The organism is Nocardioides sp. P5_C9_2 (genome assembly GCF_054049555.1).
This window is the reverse complement of record NZ_JBFUMD010000490.1, coordinates 1-2903: the sequence shown is the minus strand read 5'-3', so window position 1 is coordinate 2903 and position 2903 is coordinate 1. Positions and strand designations below refer to the sequence as shown.

The 2903-nt window shown below is 73.6% G+C and carries 3 protein-coding genes; all 3 read left to right on the top strand.

What is annotated here, in order from left to right; all coding sequences use genetic code 11:
• The coding region (locus ACXJKL_RS18630) for a helicase-related protein (protein WP_457208495.1) at nt 1-909 on the top strand (909 nt) is incomplete at its 5' end.
• A 76-nt stretch (nt 910-985) separates the two neighbouring features.
• Nucleotides 986-2092, top strand: coding sequence for a glycosyltransferase (locus ACXJKL_RS18625; protein ID WP_457208494.1), 1107 nt, complete (start codon nt 986-988; stop codon nt 2090-2092).
• On the top strand, nt 2089-2903 hold an 815-nt coding region (locus ACXJKL_RS18620; RefSeq protein WP_457208493.1), incomplete at its 3' end, for a glycosyltransferase. The genes ACXJKL_RS18625 and ACXJKL_RS18620, both read left to right, overlap by 4 nt.

The window sequence follows — 2903 nt, the reverse complement described above, 5'->3', positions numbered from 1 at the left end:
CTCGAGGACACCGGCCTCATGCCGGGGGAGCCGGGCTTCTACCCCAACGCCCGGCGCTCGGTCATCGAGATGGGCATCGTGCGGCGCAAGAAGATCGACGTCGCCGCCGACATCCCGGCGCGCCGGGTGGCCGACCTGCCGGTCGAGCTCGAGGGTGCCGAGGGTCGCTCCATCCGCGAGGCCGAGCGCGAGCTGGCCCGCCGGCTCGTCGCCCGCTACGACGCGGCGCTCGAGGCGCGCACGTCCGGACCGGAGGTCGACGGCATCGACCGCGACCTCGTCCGCCGGGTGGCCAAGTGGGAGCGCGAGGACATGGAGGCCGCCAAGGACGGCGAGAACGTCTTCTCCATGATGCGCCGCATCGGCCGCGCGAAGGCCGGGCTGGCCGCCGACTACACGGCCCAGCTGGCCCGCAGCGTCGGCAAGGTCGTCTTCTTCGCCAAGCACGTGGACGTGATGGACGAGGCGGAGGAGGGCTTCGCCCGTCGTGGCATCAAGTACGTGTCGATCCGCGGCGACCAGACCGCCAAGGCCCGCGCCGCTGCCCTCGAGTCCTTCACCTCCGACCCCGAGACCTCGATCATCGTCTGCTCGCTCTCCGCCGCCGGCGTCGGCCTCAACCTGCAGGTCGCCTCCAACATGGTGCTGGCCGAGCTCTCGTGGACCGACGCCGAGCAGACGCAGGCCATCGACCGGATCCACCGCATCGGCCAGTCCGAGCCGGTCACCGCGTGGCGCATCATCGCCGCGCAGACCATCGACTCCAAGATCGCCGAGCTGATCGACAGCAAGGCCGGCCTGGCCGCGCGCGCCCTCGACGGGGCCGACGAGATCGCGTCGTCGGTGGACGTCCAGCTCGAGGCCCTGGTCGGCCTGCTCGACGAGGCGTTGGCGGACCGCAACCGCTGACAGGTCGCCCGCCGCCGGCGCGGTCCCTAGGGGTGGGGCCGGCGCATGCACGTCCCCCACGGGGTACGACCTCTGCGTGAGCATCACGAGGGAGGCCCTGGGGAGGGACGCCCGGTCCGACAGCGAGTCGCTGCGGGTCGCGAGCGTGCCCTCCGGTCATGTCTACGTCCGGCACCTGTCGCCGGCCGACGGCGTCGACGCGGTCGAGCGTCTGCGCGACCCGGACCCCGACGACCCGCGCCGTTCCGCCGAGCAGCGCTGGTGGCCCCCGGTCATGCTGCGGCCCGACTGGGCCGAGACGGCCGACATCGACGTGTTCCACATCCAGTTCGGCTTCGACACGTGCACGCCCGACGGGCTGCGCGAGCTCGTGGCGGTGCTGCGTCGTCGGGGGATCCCGCTCGTCGTCACGGTGCACGACCTGCGCAACCCACATCACGCGGACCGGCGCGAGCACGACGCGCAGCTCGACGTCCTGGTGCCCGCGGCCGACGCGGTCATCACGCTGACGGCCGGCGCGGCCGCGCAGATCGCACGGCGGTGGGGCGTCGAGGCGCTCGTGCTGCCGCACCCGCACGTCGTGGAGCTGGACACGGCCCGCACCCTGCGGCAGAGGCCATCCGGTGGCCCGTGGACCGTGGGCCTGCACGTGAAGAGCCTGCGGGCCAGCATGGACCCGCTCGCGATCCTGCCGACCCTGGTCGAGCAGGTCCGCGCGGTGCCGGGCGCCCGGCTGCTGGTGAACGGCCACCGCGACGTCCTCGACGAGGGAGGGGCGCGTCGCGACGCCGCGCTGGCGTCGTACCTCAGGGACGCGCAGCAGCGCGGCGACCTGGAGCTGCAGGTCCACGACTACCTGTCGGACGACGAGCTCTGGGACTACCTCGCCGGCCTCGACGTGTCCGTGCTGCCCTACCGCTTCGGCACGCACTCKGGATGGCTGGAGGCGTGCCGCGACCTGGGGACGACCGTCGTCGCACCCGACTGCGGCTTCTACGCCGACCAGGGGCCGGTCCTGACCTACCGGATGGACGAGCACCGGTACGACGCCGACTCACTGGCCGCCGCCCTCCTCGCCGCGCGCACCGCACCGCCCCCGCCGGCCGACCTCGAGGCGCGCCGCGACCAGCGTGCGCGCGTCGCCGCGGCCCACCTCGACCTCTACCGACGGCTGCTGGCGTGACGCCGCTGCGGATCTGCATCATCGGCTCCAGCCGGTTCCCCATCCGCGAGCCCTTCGCGGGGGGCCTCGAGGCCCACACCCACGCCCTGGCCCGGCGGCTCTCGGAGCGCGGTCACGACGTCACGCTCTTCGCCGCGCCCGGCTCCGACCCCGCCCTCGGGGCCGAGGAGCTCGCGGTCGAGCAGCTCGCGCCGGAGGTGGGCGAGCGGTCCGACACGTCGTACCCGCCGCACTGGTGGATGCAGGAGCACCACGCCTACCAGGGGCTGATGCTGGACCTGATGCGCYACGGTCACGAGCGCTTCGACGTGATCCACAACAACAGCATCCACCACCTCCCGGTCGCCATGGCCGACGTGCTGCGCATCCCGATGGTGACGACCCTGCACACGCCACCCACCCCGTGGCTGCGGTCCGCACTGACGCACGTCTCGCCGCGCGCCGTCTTCGTCGCCGTCAGCCGGTGCACGGCCGACGCGTGGCGGGGTGCGGTCGTGAGCCGGGCGATCCTCAACGGCGTCGACACCGAGAGATGGGTGCCGGGACCCGGTGGTGGGCCGGCCGTCTGGAGCGGGCGCATGGTGCCCGAGAAGGCGCCGCACCTGGCCATCGACGCCGCCCGGCGGGCCGGGATGCCGCTGCTGCTCGCGGGTCCCGTGCTGGACGAGGAGTACGTCGACCGTGAGGTCCGACCGCGGCTGGGCGACGACGTGCGCCACGTCGGCCACCTGGACCAGCGGGCCCTGTGCGCGCTCGTCGGCAGTGCCCGGGTGGCCGTGGTGACCCCCGCCTGGGAGGAGCCCTACGGTCT